The sequence below is a fragment of the Kitasatospora brasiliensis genome, assembly GCF_032654805.1.
Classification (GTDB): Bacteria; Actinomycetota; Actinomycetes; order Streptomycetales; family Streptomycetaceae; genus Kitasatospora; species Kitasatospora brasiliensis.
Genome location: NZ_JAUOOW010000003.1, coordinates 94,688 through 114,083, shown reverse-complemented (window position 1 = coordinate 114,083; position 19,396 = coordinate 94,688). Strand labels below are relative to the sequence as shown.

Annotated in this window: 3 protein-coding genes; all 3 read right to left on the bottom strand. The window is 74.2% G+C overall.

Annotated elements, in window-relative coordinates; all coding sequences use genetic code 11:
• Positions 1–151: 151 nt before the first annotated feature.
• On the bottom strand, positions 152–1,516 hold the full coding sequence (locus QWJ13_RS13320; RefSeq protein ID WP_316524141.1) for a cytochrome P450: 1,365 nt from the start codon (positions 1,514–1,516) through the stop codon (positions 152–154).
• A 95-nt stretch (positions 1,517–1,611) separates the two neighbouring features.
• Positions 1,612–10,680 carry a non-ribosomal peptide synthetase gene (locus tag QWJ13_RS13315; RefSeq protein WP_316524140.1) on the bottom strand — a complete coding sequence of 3,023 codons (9,069 nt, stop codon included), beginning with the start codon at positions 10,678–10,680 and terminating at the stop codon, positions 1,612–1,614.
• On the bottom strand, positions 10,677–19,226 hold the full coding sequence (locus QWJ13_RS13310; RefSeq protein ID WP_316524139.1) for an SDR family NAD(P)-dependent oxidoreductase: 8,550 nt from the start codon (positions 19,224–19,226) through the stop codon (positions 10,677–10,679). Before QWJ13_RS13310 ends, QWJ13_RS13315 begins: the two co-directional genes overlap by 4 nt.
• Positions 19,227–19,396: the final 170 nt, after the last annotated feature.

Here is a 19,396-nt window from a genome sequence, read left to right as displayed (position 1 = left end):
TAGTCCGCCGCACCCACGGGGCGCAATGAATTCATCTGAGCAATGATCAAAATCGCGTTCCGAACAGGGGGGGAGAAGTCCCGGCCGGCCGCGAAGGCGCCGCCGAACTCGCGCTCCGCGGCCTGCGCCGGCTCCGCGTCGCCCCGAGCGGTCAGCGCGCGGCGATCTTGCAGCGGACCGGGCCCTCCGCGCGGAGCGTGATGGCCGAGCTGAAGGGAACGTCCGTGTCGACCGCGGTGAAGCTGAAGCGCTGCAGGAGCACGGTGAGCGTCAGGATGGACTCCAGCGTCGCCAGGTGCTGGCCGATGCAGGCCCTGGGCCCGCCGCCGAACGGGAACCAGGCGTACCGGGGCCGCTGGTTCTGCGCCTCCCCCAGGAAGCGCTCGGGGTCGAACCGGTCCGGCTCCGGCCATATCTCGGGGTCGCGCTGGACCACGCCCGCGCTCACCACCACATCGGTGCCGGCCGGGATCTCGAAGTCCCCGACCCGCACGTTCGAGGTGGGGACCCGGCCGAGCGCGGGAGCGGCCGGGTACAGCCGCAGCGTCTCCTTGATCACCGCGGACAGGTAGGGCAGCGCGTCCACGTCCGCCGAGGCGGGCTCCCGGCCGCCGAGCAGCCCGTCCACCTCGGCGTGGGCCCGCGCCTGCGCCTGCGGGTTGCAGGCCAGCAGGTGCATGGCGAAGGCCAGCGTGGTGGCGGTGGACTCGTGGCCGGTGACCAGGAAGGTCAGGACCTGGGCGCGGGTCTCCTCCGGGGTGATCGGCTCGCCGTCGTCCGAGACCGCCTTGGCCAGCAGGCTGAGCATGTCCTGCCGGTCCGACGGGGCCGAGGTCTCGGCCGCCCGGCGCCGAGCGATGATCTCGTCACAGATCGCGTACAGCTCACGGTGGGCCTTGGCGGCCTTGAGGTTGGACGGACTGGGGAACGTCCGGGACATACGGATGGGGGAGAACGCCCGCTTCACCGCGTAGTCGTTGATCAGCGGGAAGTTCCGCTGCACCGAGCGGATCATCACGTCCATGTCCTCGTAGGCGCCGAAGAGGATGCGGCAGATGGTGCGCAGCGTGTGCTCGGTCATCTCCTCCGCGGCCTCGACGGTGGCGTCCGGCACCGCCGCCCAGCGGTCGGCGAGCCGCAGGGACTCCGCGACGATGTCGCTCCCGTACTTGTCCACCTGCTTGGGAGTGAAGAGCGACTGCAGCATCCTGCGCTGGCGCAAGTACTCGTCGCCCAGGCTGGTGAGCAGACCGTTGCCGAAGGACTGGCGCATCTCACCGAGGAAGCGGCTGTCCTTGCTGAAGGTGTCGGAGGAGGTCGCCAGCACCTGCTGGGCGCCGGCCGCGGAGAGCACGGCGACATAGGAGGCGCGCAGGCCGGGCGGGCCGACCGAGAAGCGCACCACGTCGCCGTGCTCACGACGCGCCCGCAGGTAGGTGCCCAGGGTGTCGCTCTGGAGGTCGAGCAGGGAACCAAGCAGCGGGTGACCGGCCATCGTCGGGGGCTGGACGGACAAGGGAGTGTCTCCTGTGCGGAAGAGTGGTGGAAGTGACGCCTAGTCGATCATGAACCGTCGCCGATTGACAGACCCTGGCGATACCTGATTGATCATCAGTAGCCCTGCGGAGAAGAGTTGCGCACATCACAGACTTCGGAGGTTTCGGCCACCGAACGCAGCGTCAGGACGTCCGCCTCCGGGTCGATGGCGAGCGTGCCCAGCAGTCGTTCGTAGGCACGCGCCATCCGCTCGGCCGTCGCCCGCCCGAACAGGTCGGTGCTGTACTCCAGGTAGCCGTGCAGCCCGTCGGACTCCTCCCGCACCACCAGGTTGAGGTCGAAGTGCGCGGTGCCGGTCTCGGCGGTGAGCGGAACGACCGTCAGGTCGCCCGGCTCCGGCGCCGTGCCGGCCGTGTCCTGCGGCGCGGGAAGCAGATTGAACATCACTTGGAACAGCGGGGACCACGCCGGGTCGGGTTCCGGCACCAGGGTGCGGACCAGGTCCTGGAACGGCAGGTCCTTGCGCTCGTGCGCCTCCGCGGTGACCGTCCTGGCCAGGGCCAGCACCTCGGTGAAGGCGCGCTCGGGGGCCACGTCCAGCCGCAGGACCAGGGTGCTGGTGAAGTAGCCGACCAGCTGTTCCAGTTCGGCCTCCGGACGGTTCGCCACCGCGGTGCCCACCGCGGTCTCCCGCGCGCCCGACCAGCCTCCCAGCAGGACGGCGAAGGCCGACAGCAGCGTCAGGTACAGCGTGGCACCCTGCTCCCGGCTCAACCGCCGGAGCTCGGCGAGCAGCTCGGCCGGCACCTGGAGGCCCACCGAGGAGCCCTGATAGGTCTTCACCGGGGGCCGCCGGTAGTCGGTCGGCAGCTGCGGCCGCGCGGGCAGGCCCGCCAGCCGCTCCCGCCAGTACGCCCGCTGGCGCTCCAGCTCCGCCGGGCCGACCGTGCGGCGCTGCCGGCGGGCGAAGTCGGCGTACCCCTCGGCGGGGGGCCCCGGCGGCGGCTCCTCGCCGCGGCTCATCGCCCGGTAGAGCACCAGCAGTTCGGCCAGGACGAGGTTGACGGACCAGCCGTCGAAGACGCCCCAAGGCCGAGTGAGGACCGCGGTGTGCTCCTCCGCCGAGTGGGCCAGGAGGTGGGCGCGGACCATCAGCTCCCCCTCCGGGTCGAAGGGACGGGCCCGCTCGGCCCGCAGCCAGGCCGCGGTCTGCTCCTCGTCGCCCGTCTCGACCACGTCCACCACCGCCTCGACGCCTTCGCGCACCCGCTGGACCACCTCACCGTCCCGGTGGAGGTAGCCGGTGCGCAGCACCGCGTGCCGGTCGACCAGCGCCTGGACCGCCCGCCGGTAGGCGTCCCGGTCCAGTGCTCCCTCGATCCGGAACGCCAGCTGGACGTTGTCGTGCGCGGCGGCCAGGTGCTCGGGCCGGGTGAGGAACCACAGGTCGGCCTGGGCCGGTGCCAGCGGTGCTTCCCCGGGTCCGTACCCGGCCTCCCCGGACGGGTCGGCGGGGCGGTCGTGCGCCGGGGCCCCCTGGGCGGCCGGCGTCCGCTCCAGCGCCTCGGCCATCGCCTCGACGGTGGCGCCGGTGAACACCAGTTGGAGCGGCAGCTCCCGGTGCAGCTCCTGCATCACCCGCAGGGTCAGCCGGGTGGCCAGCAGCGAGTGCCCCCCGAGGTCGAAGAAGCTGTCCCGCAGCCCGACCTCGGTGACGCCCAGCACCTCCCCGACGATCCGGCACAGCGCGCGCTCGATCTCGGTGCGCGGGGCGACGTAGGCCTCCTTGGCCAGGTCCTCCTCGTCCGGGAGCGGCAGTGCCCGCTTGTCGACCTTGCCGTTCGCGGTGACCGGCAGGTCCTCCAGGACCACGAACACGCCGGGCACCATGTAGTGCGGCAGCCGGGCCGCCAGGTGGTCCTTGAGCACGCGCGCGAGCTCAGGCCTGATCCGGTCGATCAGCGGGGCGTTGGCCAGGTTCGCGGCCCGGTAGGGGGCCCGAGCCTGGGCCGGGGGCGGGGCGCCCCGGCCGAGCAGGACGTCCAGCCCGTCGGGGCGGTCCTGCGCGCGGGTGAGCGCCACCCGGTAGCCGAGCTCCTCGGCGTGGCGCAGCACGTCCTCCAGGGCGCGGGCCTGCGGGGACTCGCCCGCCGTCGATCCCGCGCCGTCGGCCGGCGGGGCCAGCTCGCGGGCGGGGTCCCAGCGCGTCAGTCCCTCGGCGAGGAGGACGTCCCCGGCGAGCCGGGGGTCGGTCAGGCCGCTGACGCCGAAGCGGTCGGGCGTCCCGGCGTCCAGCAGTTCCCGCAGCCGCTCCGGGGTCGCGGCCTCCAGCCACGGGTGCGGCTCCGGCTCCCCGACCGGGCCCTTGGTGAGGACCACGTCGTAGCCGTGGGCGGATTCGGCGGGCCCGGCGGGGCCGCCGACCAGCACGTCGAACCCGGCCAGCCCGGGGAGGCGCTCGGACAGCCCGGCGAACCAGCCGGGGCTGACCAGCAGCTCCTCCTCGTGGCGCAGGGCGCCGCGCACCCGGGGGGCCAGCTCGCCGACCGTCACCGGGCCGTCGGCGCGGCGCAGTTCCCGCGCCGCGGTCCGCGCGGTGTGCAGGTCCAGGTCGTCGACGTCCCCGACCAGGATCCGGCCGCCGTCCGCCAGCAGCGGCACCAGCGCGGCCAGGGCCTGCTCCAGGTGGTGGAGGTCCGGGAAGGTCCGGACCACTCCGTCGAGCACGATCGCGTCGAAGGTCCCGGCGGTGAGCTCCGCCGCTGCGGCCGCAACCTCCCCGCGGCGCGGCGTGACGTGCGGCCACCCCTGCTCGGCCGCGTCCGCCAGGAGGCGGTCCAGGGCCTCCTGCGACGGGTCGAGGACCTCCACCGCGGCACAGGCCGGGGCGTAGCGCCGCAGCAGCGGCCCGTCGGCGCCGCCGATCTGCAGGACGCGCTTGGGGCGGTGCTCCTCGATCAGGGCGGCGAGGTTCCCGCACGGCCGGTCGGCCGCGCGGCGCTCGTCGAGGACGCTCCGCCACCGGTCGGCGTGGTCGGCGACCGCCGCCGGGGAGCTCTCCGCCACCCACGCGGCCGTCGGACTCAGGTAGGCGGCGAGCGCGACGCCCTGGCCGGACTCGTACGGGACGACGACGGCCCGGTGCACCGCGGGGTGGGCGAGCAGCGCGTCGGCGATCTCGCCGGGCTCCACCCGGAAGCCGCGTACCTTCACCTGGTCGTCGGCGCGGCCCAGGTACTCCATCACGCCGTCCGCGCGCCAGCGGACGAGGTCGCCGGTGCGGTACATCCGGCCGCCGGGCGACGGCGCGAAGGGGTCGTCGACGAAGCGCTCGGCGGTGAGGTCGGGGCGGTTGAGGTAGCCGCGGGCCAGCTGCACGCTGTTCAGGTAGAGCTCGCCGGGCACCCCCTGCGGGGTCGGCCGCCCGGCGCCGTCCAGGACGTACGCCCGGGTGTTCCACACCACGGTGCCGATCGGCACGCTGGTCGCGCCCGGCTCGGTGCGGTAGCGCCAGGCGGTGGCGGGGCCGGCCTCGGTCGGCCCGTACCCGTTGTACAGCTCGGCGCCGGGCAGCACCCGGGTGAAGCGCTCGGCGAGTTCCACCGGCAGCGCCTCGCCCGCGGCCTCGACCCTGCGCAGGCTGGTGCACTCGGCGGCCTGCGGCTCGGCGAGGAAGGCGGCCAGCATGGACGGGACGAAGTCGACGTCGGTGACGCCCTGTTCGCGGATCAGCCGGGCGAGGTAGGCCGGGTCGCGCTGCCCGTCGGGACGGGCGATGACCAGGCTGGCGCCGGACTGGAGCGGCCAGAACAGCTCGGGCACCGACACGTCGAAGCTGACCGAGGTCTTCAGGAGCATCCGGTGCCCGGGGCCCATCGGGAAGCGGTGCTGGTTCCAGGCGATCCAGTTGAGGCCGGCCCGGTGCGGGATGACCAGGCCGTTGGGGCGGCCGGTCGACCCGGAGGTGTAGATGACGTAGCCGATGTTCTCGGCCGTCACCCCGCTGACCGGGTCGGTCTCGGGCTGCCCGGAGGTGTCCGGGAGGTCCTCCAGCACGAGCAGCGGCGCGGCGTCCTCCAGCATCTGCTCGACCCGGTCGGCCGGCAGGTCGGGCTCCATCGGGAGGTACCCGGCGCCCGACTTCACCACCGCGTAGATCGCGGTGACCAGGTCGAAGGAGCGCGGCATCCGGACCGCCACCAGGCGGTCGGGCCCGGCGCCGCGTTCGATCAGCCAGTGGGCGAGGCGGTTGGCGCGCGCGTTGAGCTCGGCGTAGCTGAGGGTGTCGCCCTCGAAGACCAGCGCGGTCGCCTCGGGGGTGCGCCGCACCTGGGCCTCGAAGGCCTCGACGAGCGACTCCCCGGCCACCTCGGCCGCCGTGTCGTTCCACTCGGTCAGCAGGCGCCGGCGCTCCGCGGCGGGCAGCACCTCGACGTCGAGCGCCGCGGTGGCCAGGCCGTCGTCGGCGGCGAGGGCGGCGACGATGCCCGCGAGCGCGGTCTCGACGTAGCCGGCGACCGCCTCGCAGCCCAGCGACTCGTCGACCTGGATGTCCAGCGACAGTTCGCTGCCGAAGTCGTCGGCCGAGACGGCCACCGGGTAGTTGATGCCGTCCGAGGCCGCCACGAAGTGCACGCCGCCGTCGTCGATCCGGGTGGTCGCCGCGTCCTCGCCGCCGGACGCCTCGAAGTGCCGGAAGTTGACGACCGCGCTGAACAGCGGGGCGTCGCCCTCCAGGCCGCTGCAGCGCTGGGCGACGCTGAGCGGGCTCTGCTCCAGGGCGACCAGTTCCTTCAGGCCGCGGTCGACGTCCTCGATCAGCTCGCGCACGCTGCGCTCGGCCAGGCGGACCCGCATCGGCAGGGTGTTGATGAAGTTGCCCAGCATCCGCTCGACGCCGGGCACGCCCTGCATGCGGCCGGACATGATGGCGCCGAACACGACGTCGTCGCGGCCGCTGCCGGCCGCCACCACGCAGGCCCAGGCCGCGTGGAAGAGCACGGCCGGGCTCAGCCGCAGGCGCTGCGCCTGGGCGCGCACCTCTCGGGTGAGGCCGTCCGGCAGCGCGCGGCGCAGCCGCTCCACGCCGCGGCCGTCGCCGTGCACGTCGGCGAGGCCGAAGGGCGTGGTCGGCTCGGTGACGTCCCCGAGGGCGGCCCGGAAGTACGCCTCCACCTCGTCCGTCGCCTGGTGGTGCAGGGTGTGCGCGACGAAGTCGCGGTACGGCGCCGGGGGCCGGAGCAGGTCGGTGCGGCCCGTCAGGTGCAGGCCCAGTTCCTCCAGGGTCAGCCGGAGCGAGGTGGCGTCCTCGATCAGGTGGTGGACGTTCAGCAGCAGGAAGCGCCGCTCGGAGTGCGGGTCCCGGGCGACGACCAGCCGCAGCAGCGGGGCCCGGTCGACCATCATCGGGCGGGGGGCGACCAGCAGCTCGCGGGCCTGCTCCTCGGCGTCCCGGTCGGGGTCGAGGAGGACCCGCTCCACCGGCAGCGGCGCGACGCGGTGGACGACCTGCACGGGCTCGGGCAGGCCGGCGGTGAGCACGGCGGTGCGCATGGCGTCGTGCCGGTCGACCACGGCCTGCAGCGCCTCGACGAACCGGTCGGCCGCGGCTTCGTCGTCCGCGACGTACAGGGTGCAGACCAGGTACGGGTCGTGCTCCGGGTCCATCAGGTGGTGGAAGAGGATGCCGTCCTGGGCGGAGACCAGGGGGTAGACGTCCTGGATGTTGGGGGCGCCCCCGGGGACGGAGGCGACGATCGTGTCGATCTGGGCCTGGTCCAGCGCGGCCAGGGGCAGCAGGTCCGGGGTGATCCGCTCGCAGTCCGCGGGGATGCGGTTCGGCGGCACCTCGTACCGGGTGCCGTCCGCGGCCGCGTCGATCCGGGCGGCGAGGTCGGCGAGGGTCGTCGCGCGGAACACGTCCTGGACGGAGGCGTGCAGGCCGGCCTCCCGCAGCCGGGCGACCAGCACGGTGATCATCAGCGAGTGGCCGCCGAGCGCGAAGAAGTGGTCCCCGGCGCCGATCCGCGCGCCGTCGAAGCCGAGCAGGTCGGCCCAGAGCGAGGCGAGCAGCCGCTCCGTGGGGGTGGCCGGGGCGAGGTACGCGCGCTGGGCGAACGCCTCGATGCCGGGGGCGGGCAGCGCCCGGCGGTCGAGCTTGCCGTGGGTGGTGACGGGCAGCGCCTCCAGCACCACGAAGGCGCCGGGGACCATGTACTCGGGCAGGGTGCGTTCCAGGTGGCGCACCAGCTCGCCGCGCAGGGCGGCGGGGTCCTCGACCGTTCCCGGCTCCGGTTCCGCTTCCGGTTCCAGCACGGTGTACGCCACCAGGCGCGGGTCGCCCGGCTGGTCCTCGCGGACCACCACCGCGCAGGAGCGCACCCGGGGGTGGCCGGCCAGTCGGTGCTCGATCTCACCGAGTTCGATCCGCAGCCCGCGCAGCTTGACCTGGTCGTCGGAGCGCCCGAGGTACTCCAGGGTGCCGTCCGGCAGCCAGCGCGCGAGGTCTCCGGTGCGGTACATCCGGGTGCCGGGGACGAACGGGTCGTCGACGAAGCGCTCGCGGGTCAGCTCGGGCTGGTTCAGGTAGCCCCGGGCCAGGCCGTCGCCGGCGATGTAGAGGTCGCCGACGCAGCCGATGCCCTGCGGCCCGAGGGCGCCGTCCAGGACGTACATCCGGATGTTCTGGATCGGCCGGCCGATCGGGACCACGCGCGGCAGCGGGTCGGCGGGGCAGGTCCAGTGGGTGACGTCCACCGCGGCCTCGGTGGGGCCGTAGAGGTTGACGAGCGGCGCGCGGTGGCTCCGGTAGTGGCGGGCGACCAGGTCCGGAGGCAGGGCCTCGCCGCTGCAGAACACCTGGCGCACCGAGGTGCGGCTCGACCAGCCGGGCTCCTCCACGACCGCCCGGAGCATGGACGGCACGAAGTGCAGCGTGGTCACGCCGAACCGGCCGACCGCGTCGACCAGGTAGCCGGGGTCCGTGTGGCCGCCCGCCTCGGCGACGGCCAGCCGGGCGCCGGTCAGCAGCGGCCAGAAGAACTCCCACACCGACACGTCGAAGCTGAACGGGGTCTTCTGCAGGACGACGTCCGCCTCGGTGAGCCGGTACTCGTTCTGCATCCACTCGATGCGGTTCACCGCCGCCCGGTGCTCGATCATGACGCCCTTGGGGCGGCCGGTGGAGCCCGAGGTGTGGATGACGTACGCCAGGTTCCCCGCCCCGACGGCGACCACCGGGTCGTCCTCGGCCAGGTCGGTGAGCGGCGCGCCGTCGGGGCCGTCGATCCGTCCGTCGCGGTGCAGCGCCAGCACGGCGGCCCCGGCCAGCGGCCCGGCGTCCAGGTGCGGCTGGGTGAGCGCCACGGTGGCGCCCGAGCCCTCGATCAGCTCGCCGATCCGCGCGGCCGGGTAGGCCGGGTCGATCGGCATGTAGGCGCCGCCGGCCTTGAGGATGCCGTAGATCGCGGCGACCGTCTCGGCGGAGCGCTCGGTGTGCAGGCCCACCAGGCCGTCCGGGCCGACGCCCTGGCGGCGCAGTGCGTCGGCGATCCGGTTCGCCCAGGCGTTGAGTTCGGCGTACGTCCAGGACCGTTCGGCGTCGACCAGGGCGGTGCGTCCGGGGTGGCGGGCCACCCGCTCCTCGAACAGCCGGTGCAGGCAGGTGTCGTCGCTGTACGGCCGGCGGGTGTCGTTCCACGTCTCCAGCACGCGGCGCCGTTCCGGCTCCCCGACCATGTCGAGGGCGGCGACGGGCCGGTCCGGGTCGGCCGCGATCGCGGCCAGCAGCCGGCCGTAGTGGTCGGTGAACCGGAGGACGGTCTCCCGGTCGTACAGGTCGGTGTTGTACTCGACCGTGCCGACCAGCCCGTCCGGGGTCTCCTGGAGGTCCAGGGTGAGGTCGAACTTGGTCCGGGTCAGCGCGACGTCGACCGGGGAGACCGCCAGCTCGCCGAGCGCGCCCTCGCGGCCGGTCAGCGCGCCTTGGAGGACGAGGAGGGTCTGGAAGACCGGCGAGTGGGCGAGGCTGCGCTCCAGCTGGAGGGCGTCCACCACCGCCTCGAAGGGCACGTCCTGGTGGTCGTAGGCCTCCAGGGCGGTCTGCTTCACCTGGGCCAGCAGCTCGGGGAAGGTCGGGTCGCCATCCAGGTCGGCGCGCATCACCAGGGTGTTGGCGAAGAAGCCGATGAGCTCCTCCACCTCCGCCCGGCTCCGGTTGGCGACCACGGTGCCGACCGCGATGTCGCTCTGCCGGGTCCAGCGGTGCAGGACGACCGTGTAGGCCGCGAGCAGCAGCATGTACAGCGTGGCGTCCTGCGCGCCGGCGATCTCCCGCAGCCGGTCGAGCAGTTCGGGCGGGCAGCGGAACGCCTCGCTCGCGCCGGCGTAGGTCTTGACCGGCGGGCGCTCCCGGTCCGGCGGCAGCGTGAGGCGCGGGTCGACCCCGGCGAGCCGGCCCTTCCAGTACTCCACCTGGCGGGCCTGGACCCCGTCGCCGAGCCACTGGCGCTGCCAGTGCGCGTAGTCGGCGTACTGGACCGGCAGCGGTGCCAGCGGGGACGGACGGCCGCCGCGGAACGCCTCGTACAGGGCGGTCAGGTCGCGCACGAGCACCCCGACCGACCAGCCATCGGACACCGCGTGGTGCATGGTGACCAGCAGGACGTGCTCCCGCTCGGACTCGCGCAGCAGCCGGGCCCGCACCAGCGGGCCGCGCTCCAGGTCGAAGGGGGCGGCCGCCTCCTGCTCGCAGATCCGCGCCAGGTCGGCCGGGTCGGCCGCCTCCCCGTCGCCGACGACGAAGTCCCGGCCGTCGCCGATGCGCTGGTAGGGGACGCCGTCGCGTTCCTCGAAGCGGGTGCGCAGGACCTCGTGCCGCTCGACGACGGCGGCCAGCGCACGCCGCAGGGCGGACCGGTCGAGCGGACCGGTCAGCCGCACGGCAAGCGGGATGTTGTACGCGGCGCTGTCGCCGTCGAGCCGGTCGAGGAACCAGAGCCGCTGCTGGGTGAAGGACAGCTGCGGCGGCTCGTCGGCGGACCGGGCGAGCGGGCGGACCGCGTCGAGGGCGGAGAGGTCGACACCCTGCCGGCGGAGCAGCGCGACCAGTGCGCGCCGCTTCCTCGGGGGCAGGGACCGGATCCGGTCCAGCAGCTCGGGGCCAACGTCCTGGGGGGTGGTCACGATCGTCCCTTCGCCTGCTGCTCGGTGTCCAGTGCGTCCAGCTCCTCGTCGCTCATTCCCTCGACGAGGCCGAGGCCCGCGAGGATCCGGTCGACGTCCAGCGTGCCGACGGCCCCGGCGGGCTCGGCGGCCCCGGCGGCCGGTTGGCGGCGGTCCAGTTCGGCGGTCATCTCGGCCAGCCGCGGCGCGTTGAAGACGGCCTGGACCGGCAGGTCGACCCCGGTCCGCTGCTTGACCAGGTTGATCAGGCGGGTCGCCAGCAGCGAGTTGCCGCCCAGGGAGAAGAAGTTGCTCCGCGGGCCGAGCCGGCCCTCGTCGATCTGGAGCAGCTCCGACCAGAAGCCCGCCATCGACCGCTCGCCCGCCGCGGCGGCCGCGGCCGCGGGCTCCTCCGCCGGGGCGGCGGGGTCCGGGGCGGCGGGGCCGGGGTCCGGGGCTCCGGGGCGCTGCGGGGTGCCGCCCAGCCAGTAGCGGCCCGGTTCGAAGGCCGTCGCCGGGATCGCCACCAGTCGGGGGCGGCCGTCGTGGAGGTCGGCGAACGGCACGGCGGCGCCGCGCGTCCACAGGTCGGCGAGGCGCTCCAGGTCGCCGTCGGCCGCCAACCCGGCCAGGAACTCCCTGCCCCGGGCGCCGAGCAGCACCGAGGCCAGCGCGGCGGTGTCCTCCTCGGCGTTGCCCCGGTACAGCGGCACCTGTGGATCGGGGTCCTCGCCGGCCAGGTGCCGGGCCAGTGCGCGGACCAGCTCCTCCGGGGTGCCGGCGACCACGGCCAGCCGCTCGGGCAGGTGCTCGCGGCCGAGCTGGGTGGTCCGGGCCACACCGGGCAGGTCCACCTCCTCGGCCTGTCCCAGGAAGGCGTGCAGCCGCTGCACGGCCACCTGCAGCCGCTCGGCGTCGCGGGCGGACACCACCACCAGCTGCGGCCCCCGCGCCACCGGGGCGGGCTCGGCGGCGACGGTGCGCGGGGCCTCCTCCACCACCAGGGCGACATGGCTGCCGCCGGCCGCGACGGAGTTGACCAGGGCCCGGAGCGGGGCCTGCGCACCGCCGCGGGGCTCCCAGTCGGCCGGCTCCTCACACAGCCGCAGCGCGGTGCCGTCCAGGGGCAGGTTGGGGTTGGGCTCGCCGGCCCCGACCAGCGGCGCGAGGCGCCGGTGCCGCAGCTGGAGGACGACCTTGGTGAGCTGGGCGATGCCGGAGGCGGCCTCGGGGTGGCCCAGGTTGGACTTGACGCTGCCCACCGCGACCGGTTCGGTCGCCTGGCCGAACACCTCGCGCAGGGCCGCCAGCTCGACCTCGTCGGCGAAGGCCGTCCCGTTGGCCGCGGACTCCACGTACCCGATGGAGCCGACATCGGTGCCGGCCCGCTCCAGGGCGCGGCGCATGACGCCCACCTGGGTGCGGTGACTGGGCGTCATGAAGCCGTTGGCCCGGCCGCTGTGCATCGAGGCGGTGCCCTTGATCACGGCGTGGATCGGGTCGCCGTCGCGCAGCGCCGCGCCCAGCGGCTTGAGCAGCACCGCGCCGACCGCCTCGGCCGGCAGGTAGCCGTCACCGTCCCGGAAGCTGCGGCTGCCCGGGTGGGTGCCGAGCAGCTGCATCTCCGACAGCGCGGTGAACTTGTCCGGGTGGAGCGTCAGGTTGACCCCGCCCGCGATGGCCAGCTCCGCGTCCCCGCGCTGCAGGTCGGCGCAGGCGAGGTGGACGGCCATCGCCGAGGAGGTGCACATGCTGTCCACGGCCAGGCTGGGGCCCTCCAGGCCGAAGAAGTGCGAGACCCGGTTGGCGATCAGGTTGTACGAGGCGGAGGAGGTGAGCGCCGCCAGCACCGGGTCCGAGGCGTCCGCCCGGTACATCTGGTACGCCGCGCCGACGTACACGCCGACCCGCCGCGCGTACCGGCTCTCGATGGCGTCCCTGGTCACGCCGCTGCTCTCCAGCAGGTGCCAGACGCTCTCCAGGAAGAGCCGCTGCTGGGGGTCCATCGCCACGGCCTCGCGCGGCGAGATGCCGAAGTGCAGCGGGTCGAAGCGGTCGATCCCGTCGAGGAAGGAGCCCCAGCGGCCGCGGCTGCCGGTCGCGGCGTGGTCCCAGCGGTCGGCCGGGACCTCGGTGACGCAGTCCTCGCCGTCCCTCAGCAGGGTCCAGAACGCGTCGACGTCCGCGGCCCCCGGGTAGCGGCCGACGATGCCGATGACCGCCACGTCCTCGCCGGCTGCGGCGTGCCGCGGCAGCGGCTGCCCGGCCTCCGGCGCGAGGACGGCGGCGGCAACGGGCGCGGGAGCGGCAACGGGTACGGGAGCGGCAACGGGCACGGGGGCGGCAACGGGCACGGGAGCGGCGGAGTCGCCGACCAGGGCGCGCAGGGCCGGGGCGTGGCCGTCGACGAAGTAGCGGGCCAGCTCACGCACCGTCTGCACCTCGAACAGCAGGGTGCGGGAGAGCGGTCCGAACGACTCCTCCAGCCCGGAGATCAGGTTCACCGCGACCACGGAGTCCATTCCGTAGCGCTCCAGCGGCGTGTCGATGTCCAGGCGCTCCGCGCCGAGCCGCAGCGATCCGGCCAGCAGGCGCCGCAGGTGGGCCACCGCCCGCTCCTCCAGGCGCCGGCCGTCGGCCACCGGAGCGGCCGCGGCGTCCGGCTGGACCGCGGTCGCCGTGCTCGGCTCCGCCGCTCGCGTCAGCCGGGGCAGCAGAGCGGTGCGCCGACCGGCGACCACCAGCAGCCGGCCGTCCAGCAGGCCGTTCTCCTCCCCCGCCAGCGCGCAGCGCAGCGCCGCCAGCCCGTCGGCGGTGCCCAGCGGCGCCAGGCCCAGACCGCGCAGCTGCTCACGGACCTCGCCCGTGGCGCCCATACCGCCCTCGTCCCAGAGCGGCCAGCCGATCGACACCGTCCGACCGCGGCGCTCGCCCGCCTCGACCAGCCGGTTGCGGTGGGCGGCATAGGAGTCCAGGAAGGCGTTGCCGGCCGCGTAGTCGCTCTGTCCGGCGTTGCCGAAGGTCCCCGCGATCGAGGAGAACGCGACGAAGAACTCCAGCGGCAGCCCGCGGGTCAGCTCGTCGAGGTTCACCAGCCCGGCGACCTTCGGCGCGAGGACGGACGCCAACTGCCCGGGGCTCTTGCGCAGCACGAACCCGTCGTCGATGATCCCGGCGCTGTGCAGCACCCCGGTCAGCGGCCCGTGGTTGTCCGCGACCATGCCGAGCAGCCGGGTGACGGCCTCCCTGTCGGCCGCGTCGACACGGTGGTAGTCCACGGTCAGGCCGGCCGCCCGCAGGGCGTTCACCTCGGCGCGCCGCCGCTCGTCCAGCGCAGAGCGGCCGGTGAGCACCACGGTCGCCCGGGACGTCGCGGCGGCGATGTCCCGGGCCACGATCAGTCCGAGGCCGCCCGCGCCGCCGGTGATCAGGTAGACGCCGTCGTCCCGCCACGGCCGTTCCACGGCTCGGGCGGGTGCCACCTCGACCGGCCGCAGGACCAGCCGCCGTCCTGCCCGGTGGCGGACCTCCGGCTCGGGGTCCTCCACCGCCTCGGCCGCCAGCCGGGCGGCGATCTCCGCCGGAGCGCAGCCGTCCAGGCATTCCAGGACCTGGGTACGCAGCAGCGGGTGTTCGAGCTGAGCGCTCTTCAGCAGACCCGACAGGCCGCCGAGGCAGGCCACTGCCGAGCGCTCGGCGTCGGCGCCGGCCAGGACCACCTGGAACAGGATCGGCTGCCGTGGGCCGCGCTCCAGGACGGCGCGGACCATCGTGAACAACTGCCGCGCCGCGCTGGTGTAGCGGTGTTCCAGTGGAGCGTCGGGTTGCTCCTCGAACGCGCAGATGGTGGCGGTGGGCAGAGCCGCCAGCAGGGCCTGGCGCTCCTCGGCGGCCAGACTGCCGAGGACCAGGAGGTGGCGTTCGGCGAACCGCTCCCCCGGGCCGGTCTGCGACACGGCGTCCTGGGGCACCCACTCGGGGCGCAGCAGCAGCATCTCGTCCCCCTCCTCCCTCTCGGCCCGGTCCTCGGGCACTTCGGCCGGACCGGCGGCGAACCGGCGGGCGGGCGCGCCCGGTGTGTCCAGGTCCAGCCAGTAGCGCTCCCGGGCGAACGGGTAGCCGGGCAGGCCCACCCGCCGGGCGGTGCCGGCAGCGGGGTTGACGGTGTCCCAGTCCAGGTCGGCGCCCTCGGTCCACAGGGCGAGCAGCCGCTCGTACGCGCCGCGCGACGACCACTCGGCGAGCGCGGCCGCCAGGGCCTCCCGGTCCACCGTCCGCGCCGGGCGGGCGGTGCCGTACGTCCAGGCGCCGGGCCGGTCCGGGTCGGCGGCGAACTCCGCGAGCAGGCCCCGGGCCTGCGCCTTCGAGGTCACGGCGAGGGCCAGGCGCACGTCCAGGGACATCCGGCCGGTCTGGAGCGTCCAGGCGACGTCCGCCAGCCGGTCCTCGTCCGACTCGCCCAGTCGGGCGCTCAGCCGGCCGGCCTGGGCTGCCAGCTGTTCCTTGCTACGGGCGGAGAGCACGAGCAGCTCGGGGCGGCCGCCGTCCGCGGTGTCCTGCGGGCGTTCCTGCTGCGGCAGGTACTCGGCGATCACCACGTGGGCGTTGGATCCGCCGCCGCCGAAGCTGGAGATCCCGGCGATCCGCGGGAACGTCCGGTGCTCGCCGTCGATCTCCACCGTCGGCCGCCGCCACGGCTCCACCTGCTGCTGCACGTGCAGCGGGGTGCGGTCGAAGTCGATGTGCGGGTTGAGCGTCCGCGAGTGCAGGCTCGGCACGAGTTCCCCGTGCCGTATCTGGAGCAGCACCTTGGTGATTCCGGCGATGCCGGCCGCGCTCTCGGTGTGCCCGATGTTCGACTTGACCGAGCCGACCGCCAGGTGCCGCGGTTCGGCGCCCAGGTGGTGGAACGCCTTGGTCAGTCCGGACACCTCGATCGGGTCGCCGAGCGAGGTGCCGGTGCCGTGCGCCTCCAGGTAGCTCAGGGCCCGCGGGTCGACGCCCGCCGCCCGGACCGCCTGGGCGATCACGTCGCCCTGAGCCACCGGGGTGGGCACCGAGTAGCCGGTCGTCCGGCCGCCGTGGTTGAGGGCGGTGCCCTTGATCACACCATGGATGCGGTCCCCGTCCGCGACCGCCCGCGCCAGCGGCTTGAGCACCACGGCGCCGACTCCCTCGCCGGGCACGTAGCCGTCGCCGCCCTCACCGAAGGTCCGGCACCGGCCGTCGCCGGAGAGGAAGTGGCGCTGGCTGAGCATCAGGTACTTGTTCGGATGGGGGCTGACGTTCACGCCGCCGGCGATGGCCGCCTCGCACTGGCCGCTGCGGATCGCTTCGCAGGCCAGGTGGATCGAGGTCAGCGAGGAGGAGCACATGGTGTCCACGGCCATGCTCGGCCCGTGGAAGTCGTAGAAGTAGGAGACCCGGTTCGCGACAGTCGCCGCGCTGCCCCACAGGGCGACCGGCTCTCCGCGCTCCTGGGCGTGAGCGGCGAGCAGCTGGTACTCCTGGTACATCACCCCGACGAAGACGCCGACCCGGCTCCCGGGCTCGGCGGTGGCCTCGGCGCCCCCCTGGTCGGCGACCGACCGGGCCAGCCGCTCGGCGGTGTAGCCGGCGTCCTCCAGCGCGTGGTGCGCGGTCTGCAGGAACAGCCGCTCCTGGGGGTCCAGGTAGTCGGCCTCCATCGGGGATATCTGGAAGAACAGCGGATCGAAGCGGTCGATGTCGTCGAGGAAGCCGCCCCACCGGCTGATCTCCGCACCGGCGGCGCCGTCGGCCCAGCGGCGGTGGTCCCAGCGCTCCGCCGGGACCTCGCTGATGCAGTCGCGGCCGGCCCTGAGGTTCTCCCAGAACTCGTCGAGGTCGGCCGCCCCCGGGTACCGACCGCTGACGCCGATGATGGCGATGTCGGTGGCCGCGTACCCGGGTGCGGTGACCGCGGGCCCGTCGACCGGGACGGCGGGGGTGGTGGTCGCCCGGCCGACGTACCCGGTCGCGTCGACTGCCGGACGGGGCTGCCCGCTCGGGGCGGTCTGCGGAGCCGCGTCCGGGAGGGCGCGGGAACTCAGCGCGGTCAGCTCCACGCAGACCCGGCCCTGCTCGTCGAACACGGTCAGATCGAGCCTGGCCGACCGGGTGTCCGTACCGCTGCCCGGCCGGTGGCGGATCCAGGCGTACGAGCGGACGGGGGTCGGCGCCAGGGCCCGCACCCGCTCGACGGCGAACGGCAGGGCCAGCGGTATCGGGGCGTCACCGGCCGCTGCCGGGGTCAGCCAGAGCCCGATGGTCGCCTGGAGGGCGCTGTCGACGATGCTCGGGTGCAGGGAGAGCCCGCCCGGGTCCCCGGCCTCCGGCGGCAGGCGCAGTTCGGCCAGCACCTGGGGCCGGCCGTCGGCGTCCGCGCCCACGCCCAGTTCCACCAGGGCGCGCTGGGTGGGGCCGTACGCCAGACCCATGCGGTCGTAGTGGCCGTAGACCTCCGCCGCGGTGAGGACGGTGCCGCCGCAGGCCCGGCGCAGCGCGGCGAGGTCGACCGGCAGCGGGCGGTCTCCGTCCGCGAGCAGGCTCGCCCGGCCCTGGCTGCACAGTGTCCGTTCGCCGTCGCGGTCCACGCCGTGGATCTCGAACACGCAGCCGTCGGGGCGGGTGCGGACGCTCACCCGCAGGTCGAGTCCGTCCGGCCCGCTGATCACCGGACGCAGCCAGACCACGTCCTCCAGCCGCACCCCGCCGGTCCGGTCGGCGTCGAGCGCGACCGCGACCGCGGCACGCGCCATCTCCAGGTGGGCGACCCCGGGCAGCACCCGGCCGCCGCGCACCCGGTGATCGCGCAGCCAGGGCTCATTGCCGTCCATGTGCGTCTCGAAGGCGACGCCGTCGGGCTCGGGCACGGCGCGGTGCAGCATCGGATGGGGGTCCGCCGCCGGTTCCGCGAGGACCGGCGGGACCGGCTGGACCGGCGGGACCGGCTGGATCCGGGGACCGGGCTGCGGCGGCCGGGCGGTCCCGGTGAGGTACGCGGTCAGGGCGCGGACGGTGCGGTGCTGGGAGAGGGTCGTCGGGGCCAGGGCGAGGCCGAAGCGCCCGTTGAGCCGGTCGGCCAGTTGGGCGAGGGCCGTCCAGTCGAGGCCGAAGTCGCCGAACTCACTGTCCGGATCGATGTCTTCGACCGGCACCCGCACATGGGCGGCGACCTCGTCCCGCAGCCCCGCCAGGTCGATCCGGGCTTCGGCCGGCCTCGAAGCGGGCGCCGGGGTCTCGACGGCCTCCGACGCCGGGACCTCCACGGCCTCCGACCCCGGCAACGCGGACCCCGGCAACGCGGACCCCGACTCGGGCAGCACCGGAACCGGCACCGGGGCCGCCAGGGCGTCCACCGGAACCTGCTCCGCCAACCACGCCGCCAGCTCACCGACCGTCTTGTACTCGAACATCACCGTCGGCGACAGCTCCACCGACAGCCGCCCCTCCAGATCCGTCACCAACGTCAACAGATCTGCCGACGCCAGTCCCAGCTCGTAGTACCCCAGATCCGCATCCACCTGATCCGGCGTCACACCCAGCCGCGCGGCCACCGACTCCAGCACCACGCCCTGCAGATCTCCCGCACCCGACCCCGAGACCTCCACAGCCGCAGCCCCCGACACCTCCGGCCCGGGCAGCACCGGAACCGGCACCGAGGCCGGAGCCGGGGCCGGAGCCGAGGACGGGGCCGTCTCGCCGCGGATGTCCAGAGCGTCCTCCGCACGGATCCGCTTGGCCACGAAGCGGTCGACCTCGGCGACCTTCCTGCCGCTCTCGTCGTAGAACTCGACTGACAGCCTGATGAGTTCGTCGTCCCGTTGAACCGAGTCGACCGGCACCCGGACGTAACAGCGCTTGCCGAGCGCCCCGGTCGCCCGGAACCCCTCGAACATCAGCGGGAGGTACAGACCCTGGCCGTCGTTGCCGTCGTGGAGCATGCCGATGGCCACCCCGCCGCCGAGCAACCCGGCCTCGAACAGTGCGGGGTGGAACAGGAAGGCGGCCGTACTGCCCTGGTGCTCGGGAGCGAGTTCGAGTTCGGCGATCCAGTCCGCGGGCCGGTGGTGAACCTGGCCCCTGAGCTTCATCAGGCCCGAGTGCTGGAGCCGGATCTGCTGGCACCAGCCGTAGATCTCGGTCATCGTGGTGAGTCTGGTGGTTCCGGCGAGCGGCAGGGCCAGCCGTTCCGTGAAGGGCTCCGACGGCCGCAGCCGCGCGCTCGCCACCGCGTGCACGACGTCGGCGGTGTCCTGCGGCCTCCGGCTGCGCACCTCGACCTTCCATCCGCCGGTCGGGGCGGGAATCCCCTCCACGGTGGTCAGCACCTTCTCCCCGGGCACGGCGACGAGCGGGGCGAGGATGGTGAGGTTCCGCAGTTCGACGTCCGTCATGGCGTGACCGTTGCGCGCGAGGACCTGCAGCACCAGGTCCACGTAGCCGACACCGGGCAGCAGTGGACGCCCGTAGATCACGTGTCCGGCCAGCAGCGGATTCTCCGCGGTGACGGTAAAGGTCTCCAGGAACGTGGGTGAATCGGTCATCGGTAATCCATCCCAAACAGCGTCGAACCGACTGGGGAACCCGGTCCGGGCCCAACCGGAGGAAAGCATCCGGGGGCCCATTCGCCCCGTCGTGCACTGACTGGAAATCACAACTGAACAGACTCGGAAGGCGAGGTCGACCGTCCGACTTCGGTTCATGCCGGATACCG

Bases quoted from the DNA above. Each gene is read 5' to 3' on its own strand.
- QWJ13_RS13310 (WP_316524139.1), bottom strand. From the start codon at position 19,226: ATGACCGATTCACCCACGTTCCTGGAGACCTTTACCGTCACCGCGGAG.